Genomic DNA, 6907 nt, shown 5'->3' on the forward strand with positions numbered 1-6907 from the left:
AATACTCTAAAACTTAGCTCAACCTTATAGACGCATCATAAAGATTTCATGGCTCACTTTGAAATGCGCACGGTGGCCAAATCATTATGCGTCAAGTGGCCAAGTGTCAATGCGCGCGGTGGCCAAATTCTTTGCGTCCCTACAAAGATTTCGAATGAATAAATTTAAAGCTATTCTACTTTGCTATGGCAAAGTAGCTCTAACAATGAATTTTGAGCTAAAATATAAAGCTGTTAATTATACTACTTGGATGATAGAAGGTATTGAAACTAGAGAAGAACTGCTTAAAAAATATTCAAAAAAACAGATTATATTAATTTATGAAAGCGGGTATTAAAAATTTTTATGTTTGAGTTAGATTTGTTTACTATTTTTGGGAGTAAAGACAATCCTAGGATTTTACTGAATGAATGAAAAATTTTAGGATTTATAATAGTAAAAAAATATTTATGTTGTCTAAAAGTGTCTATTAACTTGGGGTCATTCCATACAATGAGTCCAAAACATATATCCTTTTGATTTATCATCACAAGTTCCAAGAAATTTTTTTAAATCTTCTCTCTCGTAATAAGTATTAATAAAACTATCAAAAGTAACCATTGTTCCATTTACATAAGGTTTTTTTTCTTCTGCATTTAAAGAGCTAAAAGCAATTATCAAAGATGTACAAATTGCCATAATTTTTATTTTTTTCATCGCTGAATTTTCCTATTTATTTTTTTTGAATTTTAAATATAAATTGTGAAATATATGCGAATTATTATTTAATTTTAGAATACTACAAAAAAATGAAAAAACAATCACTATTAAATAGATATAAATAATCATATCTATTTAATGTATAAAATTACTAACTACAATCTATTCAATTTATATTCTAACCATGATAATTGAGGTAATTCAAATGGTCTAAATTTAGTTTGGGTATTTACATCATCTATTATTAATAAAGCATTATTAATGCCTAATTTAGATGCCTCATAATTTCCCGTAAGTCTTTGAGAATCATCTTCAGACATTTGTAATGCAATAAAATTATTAAAGTCTTGTTTTAGAGTATTATAATCAAATATCATATCAAATTGTTTCATTGATTCTATATAAATTAGTGAATGAGCACCAAATTCTGAACCATTTTTAAGTATAAAACTAAGTTTTTCAGTTTCTTCACTTAATTTTTCTCCACCATATTCATTTTGAGTCTTTCTTAAAATTCTTGTTTTATAAATACTATCAACAAATAAATAAATTTCTTGTTCTAACTTACTATCATTTTCTATACAATCTTGAATAAGCTGACTTATTTTTGAAAATTCATCCATCATATTCTTTTTTGTTAGAAATGTTAAATCTATGTTATTTGATTTAAGAATTTCAGAATAATCTTTTAATAAATTTGTTTCCTCTGAATTACTTAATAAAATATAAAACTTTTTATTTGTACTTTTATCCATAGATAACGATAATAAAAATATTGATAATATATTAGTAGCCAATTCTTGAGAACTACCACAAATTAAAACATTAGAACTCGATTCTTTTTTTAATTTTAAAGAGACATTATCACTTAGACCATATGGCTGTCCAAATATTATATTTTTCGATGAATTATTAAATTTAGAATTTATATAATTATCAATATATGTAGGAACAATATCTTCTCTAAAAATAGTCGAATTATATTCTTTTTCAAAATTTTTAGAATAAGATACAACTTCTTCTAAAATATCATTATGTTCCTGATTTTCAAGCCAATATGTTTGGAATTTGATATTACCTTGTACACTACCATTTTGTGAGTTATAAATACCTTCTCCTGGTTTTGTAAGATTTTTAGCTTCTGTGTTATCAAATGATAAAACTCTTCTTGAATCATCTTCACTACACTTTAATACAATTCTAATAGCAAACTGATTTACTGTATTAGATGGAAGAGTATCACCACCTAAAGATTGAGATGCTAGTATCATATTAATACCAAATGATCTACCTTTTTTTGAAATTCTATCAAAGATACTTGTAGCTTCTCTTTTTATATTATCTTCTTGTACGAATAGCTCTTGAAATTCATCTAAAACAAGTAGTACTCTTTCTTGTTTTTCATCTATAAACTTTTTATTAAATTGTTCTATATTTTGAACACCTTTAGATGAAAACAATTTTTCTCTATCATTTAGCTTTGTTTCAAGTTTTCTCAATATAGTTAATGCCATTTCCCTATCGCTTGTGATTGAAGCTATTTCTAGGTGAGGTATTATTTGAGGGTCTGCATATTTTATAAACTCTGTACCACCTTTCATATCAATTAAATAAAGTTTTAAATTTTCAGGAGAATAATTTAAAATTAAATCACTAATCAAAATATGAAGTAGATTACTTTTTCCACTTCCAGAACGACCAATTAATAAGGCATGTGATTCTAATTCATTGTTTATTTTCAAGACTATATTATCTTTACCATTTTTACCAATATTTGCTTCAATTAATTTTGAACTATCTTCCAACCATAATTTTTTAGGTTTTATTTTAGTGTATTCAACTTTCTGGCTTTCAAAATTAGATATTTGTTTATTTAAATATAGTATAGTTTCTGTCAAATTTTCATTATTCAAAATACAAGGATAAGGATAAGTAAATTTGTCAAAATCTATTACTAAAAAAGGTAATTTAGAATACTCTTGATTTAAATCTTTAATATTTATATCCAAGTCTTGTTTTGATGAACTTAATATAAAATTTATTCCTATGTTTTTTGCATCAGAAAAAAGTTTTATAAATCGTTCTTGTTGTTCCTTATTTGCACATTTAAAATAGTTATATATAATTACTATTTTTTTTGATTGAGGTATTTCAGGATTTTTTTCATTATATTCATCTAATGTTTTATAAAATCCTTTCAGGTAATTTGTATGTATTTCTGAAGTATATTTTTCCAACATAAATAAAGCTTTATCAATATCATCCCTTTGAGTAAAAATATCTTTTTTTAATTTCATATCTAAATTCAGTAAAAGTCCACAATTTTTACCCATATCAAAAGTATCAATAATAATAAACTCACATTGACTATCAGGAAGTTTTAAAGCCATTTTTAAAGCTAAAGAAGTTATTAGATTATTCACATTATTAAAAGTGTCATATTTTATTAATAATAAAGAATTATTTGTAATATTGTACTCTTTTGCTATAAAATTATTTTCATAAGCTAAAATTATATTATTTTTATTATTTCTATAATTTTCAATACTTGCAAACTCTTCTTTTATTAACTCATGATTTTTAATTAGTAGTTCTACAATATCTCTATGACCATTATTTAAAGCCCAAATTAAAGCAGTATCTCCATCTTTATCTTTAGCATTAACATCCGCACCATTTTTAATTAGTAGTTCTACAATATCTCTATGACCATTATTTAAAGCCAAAATTAAAGGAGTATCTCCATTGTTATATTTAGCATTAAGATCCGCACCATTTTTAATTAGTAGTTCTGCAATATCTTTATGACCCTTATATGAAGCCCAAATTAAAGGAGTTGTTCCATAACTATTTTTTACATTAACATCAGCACCATTTTTAATTAGTAGTTCTACAATATCTTTATGACCATTCTTTGAAGCAAAAATTAAAGCAGTATCTCCATCTTTATCTTTAGCATTAAGATCCGCACCATTTTTAATTAGTAGTTCTGCAATATCTCTATGACCATTATCTGAAGCCCAAATTAAAGGAGTATTTCCATCTTTATCTTTAGCATTAAGATCCGCACCATTTTTAATTAGTAGTTCTGCAATATCTCTATGACCATTATCTGAAGCCCAAATTAAAGGAGTATTTCCAAAACTATTTTTTACATTAACATCAGCACCATTTTTAATTAGTAGTTCTACAATATCTTTATACCCCTTATCAAAAGCCGAAATTAATGCAGGTTGTCCAAAGATAGTTTTAGCATTAACATCCGCACCATTTTTAATTAGTAGTTCTACAATATCTTTATGACCATTATATGAAGCCCAAATTAATGCAGTATCTCCTTTGGTATTTTTTACATTAACATCCGCACCATTTTTAATTAGTAGTTCTGCAATATCTTTATGACCATTCTTTAAAGCCCAAATTAAAGCAGTATCTCCATCTTTATCTTTAGCATTAACATCAGCACCATTTTTAATTAGTAGTTCTACAATATCTTTATGACCATTCTTTAAAGCCAAAATTAATGCAGTATCTCCATCTTTACCTCTAACATTAAGATCCGCACCATTTTTAATTAGTAGTTCTGCAATATCTTTATGACCATTCTTTGAAGCCCAAATTAATGCAGTATCTCCAAAATTACGTTTTACATTAACATCCGCACCATTTTTAATTAGTAGTTCTGCAATATCTTTATGACCAAGCTTTAAAGCCCAAATTAAAGCAGTATCTCCATATTTATCTTTAGCATTAACATCCGCACCATTTTTAACTAGTAGTTCTACAATATCTTTATGAACAGTATATGAAGCCCAAATTAAAGGAGTATTTCCATCTTTATCTTTAGCATTAACATCCGCACCATTTTTAATTAGTAGTTCTACAATATCTCTATGACCTTTATTTAAAGCCCGAATTAAAGCAGTATCTTCATCTTTATTTTTAGCGTTAACATCAGCACCATTTTTAATTAGAACTTTTATGGCAGATATATGACCATCCTTTGATGCACAAAGAAGAGGGGTATACCCTTTTTTTATAAATCTTAGGGTATCTTCCAATTTATCATAATTATATTTAGTAGCTAGTTCTGTAGCACTATATCCATATTTATCTTTTATATTTATATCAGCACCTTTTTGTAATAACATTAAAACATTAATATAACTATTTTTTTTAACAGCGTCAATAAGCTTTGCATCTTTTGACTTAAATAAACCAAACATTTCTAAACTCCTCTTATTAAATAACTTTTTCTAACATTAGAGATTTTTATTACTTAAAATTACTAATTGTTGATTCTTATGCTGATTTAAAATTCTAAAAAGTTCTTCTACATGATCATTATAAAATTTCTTTTGAATTTCATCTTTCCATTCACTTTTTATTAATTCTAATTCCATTTGTGTTTTTTTTATTATTTCATGAAAATTATCTTCATAAATTAAATTATTCATTTTTTTCCCATATCATTTCAACACCTTCTTTTGTTACAATACCATTTTTTATATATCCGTAATTATGATATATATCTATTTCACTTTTTTCATTTACCCAAACTTTAATTTTATTTGATTTTAATTTTAGTAGTACATTTTCAAGTAGCTGAAAATAGTGTATTTCTATAGAATTTATAATACTGTTATCATTATTCAAAACTACAATTTCAGAATTTTTATGTTTTATAAAAAATTTCTTTTCTATTTTTGGGATAAATATCTCAAAAATATTATTTTCATAATTTAATTTAAAATTCAAATCATCTATTTGAATATCATTATTATAATGTTCATTATTCGTATTTTCAAGTGTATAATTTTCATTTTGCTTATGATTTATAAAATTAGATATATTATTTGTTACATCTTGCATTTTTGTATTTTGATATAATGTAGTACTTTTCTGTATAGAATAAATTTTATTACTTGTTCTTTCTAGTAAATTAGATGATTTTAATTCAAGTTTTTTTCTATTTGATCTTGCTTGTTCAAAATTTTTCTCATATGAATAAAGTCTTTTTTTAGATTCTTCTATTTCAAATTCTATTTGTCTTTTTTCATCTATCAATCTACTAAGTTTTGCATGAAAATGTAATAAATCATTAACAATATAAGTTACTTTATTTGCCATATGAATATTTCTTTCATTTTTGATTTGTGCTTCTCTTAGGCTTGTTTCAACTTGATAAATTGATGATTCAATACTTCTTAATATATTTAATAAATTAGATATTTTATTTCTTTTTTCTTCTATTTTTGTCAAAAGATATTTATCAACACGATAATCTAAATCGAATACTTCATTAAAAACATTTTTAAAAATCAAATTTATTTTATTTAGTATTTCAGGATTAATATCAATATTGTTCATAATTATCTTTGTTTCAAATAATTATCTGCAGCATTAGCTTTTCTTTCTAAAAATGCACAATATTCATCAATATTAGATATTATTGGTCTCATATTATTTAAATATTCTGTAAATTTTTCTTCAAATTTTTTATGTTCAGCATCTTTCCAACTTTCGCTAAGTTTTCTCAGTTTTCCTGAAGTTTGTTTTTGATTATTTTCTAAATCACCTTTTAACTTTTTTAGTTCTGAAATAAATATTCTTATTTCAGTTGGATTAACAAAAATTTGATTCACACTTAAACCTTTATAATTAATATGTGCAAATTATTGCATATAATTTCTTCTATTATCTTAAATAAAGTAACTATATGTGTAAAATTTTTTAATTATGGCTTCTTAATAGTTTATGCTTTTGAATTTATTTGGTCAAATGAGAATAAAGTTGGTATTATTGAAATTGATGGTTTAAATGGAGAAATTAGTGAAAAAGGTGTTTGGTTAAAAGAGAGAGTCTCTAAAGTTATGACAAGAGATATGTTTTTTGACATAGGTGGAGAAATTGCAAATGGCATGGTTCCTGGTAGTGGAGTTGTAGTAAAAATGATAGATAGAATGACAAAATAGAAATAAATTTTTTGAGACCGTTAAATATTTCGTGTCAAAGTAATTCTGATAGGAGAAATCCTATCACACCAGAAGGTACTGCTCAATATTCTCTTATAATACCAAAGAGAGAATTCAAGTAGCATATCGACAAAAATTCTGAATCTATTCGAGTTGAATAAGATTGTGACACAGTTGGATAGCTACACGTAAAACTTGAGTGGCAACAAAGCCAGTTTTGACTAGGCTGTATT

7 protein-coding genes are annotated in these 6907 nt (G+C 25.0%); 2 read left to right on the forward strand and 5 right to left on the reverse strand.

Annotation, left to right across the window (positions count from 1 at the left end):
* Positions 1 to 154 precede the first annotated feature (154 nt).
* Complete coding sequence (locus CJ670_RS09550) at positions 155 to 337, forward strand: hypothetical protein (RefSeq protein ID WP_105939790.1); 183 nt, start codon at positions 155 to 157, stop codon at positions 335 to 337.
* A gap of 143 nt (positions 338 to 480) precedes the next feature.
* Here the strand turns inward: CJ670_RS09550 and CJ670_RS09555 are convergent, their stop codons facing one another.
* From CJ670_RS09555 to CJ670_RS09575, 5 genes are all read right to left on the reverse strand, one after another.
* Positions 481 to 696, reverse strand: coding sequence for a hypothetical protein (locus CJ670_RS09555; protein WP_105939791.1), 216 nt, complete (start codon positions 694 to 696; stop codon positions 481 to 483).
* A gap of 158 nt (positions 697 to 854) precedes the next feature.
* Positions 855 to 4925, reverse strand: a complete 4071-nt coding sequence (locus CJ670_RS09560) for an ankyrin repeat domain-containing protein (RefSeq protein WP_105939792.1) — start codon at positions 4923 to 4925, stop codon at positions 855 to 857.
* 36 nt (positions 4926 to 4961) lie between these two features.
* Entirely contained in the window at positions 4962 to 5156 is a 195-nt protein-coding gene (locus CJ670_RS09565) for a hypothetical protein (protein ID WP_105939793.1), read from the reverse strand.
* Positions 5149 to 6069 carry a hypothetical protein gene (locus CJ670_RS09570; protein ID WP_105939794.1) on the reverse strand — a complete coding sequence of 307 codons (921 nt, stop codon included), beginning with the start codon at positions 6067 to 6069 and terminating at the stop codon, positions 5149 to 5151. Before CJ670_RS09570 ends, CJ670_RS09565 begins: the two co-directional genes overlap by 8 nt.
* Before the next feature lie 2 nt (positions 6070 to 6071).
* Positions 6072 to 6344, reverse strand: coding sequence for a WXG100 family type VII secretion target (locus CJ670_RS09575; protein WP_165785209.1), 273 nt, complete (start codon positions 6342 to 6344; stop codon positions 6072 to 6074).
* A 21-nt stretch (positions 6345 to 6365) separates the two neighbouring features.
* Here CJ670_RS09575 and CJ670_RS09580 point away from each other — a divergent pair, with 21 nt between their 5' ends.
* Positions 6366 to 6674, forward strand: a complete 309-nt coding sequence (locus CJ670_RS09580; RefSeq protein WP_133161067.1) for a hypothetical protein — start codon at positions 6366 to 6368, stop codon at positions 6672 to 6674.
* Positions 6675 to 6907: the final 233 nt, after the last annotated feature.

Source organism: Arcobacter cryaerophilus gv. crypticus (assembly GCF_002993025.1).
Classification (GTDB): Bacteria; Campylobacterota; Campylobacteria; order Campylobacterales; family Arcobacteraceae; genus Aliarcobacter; species Aliarcobacter cryaerophilus_B.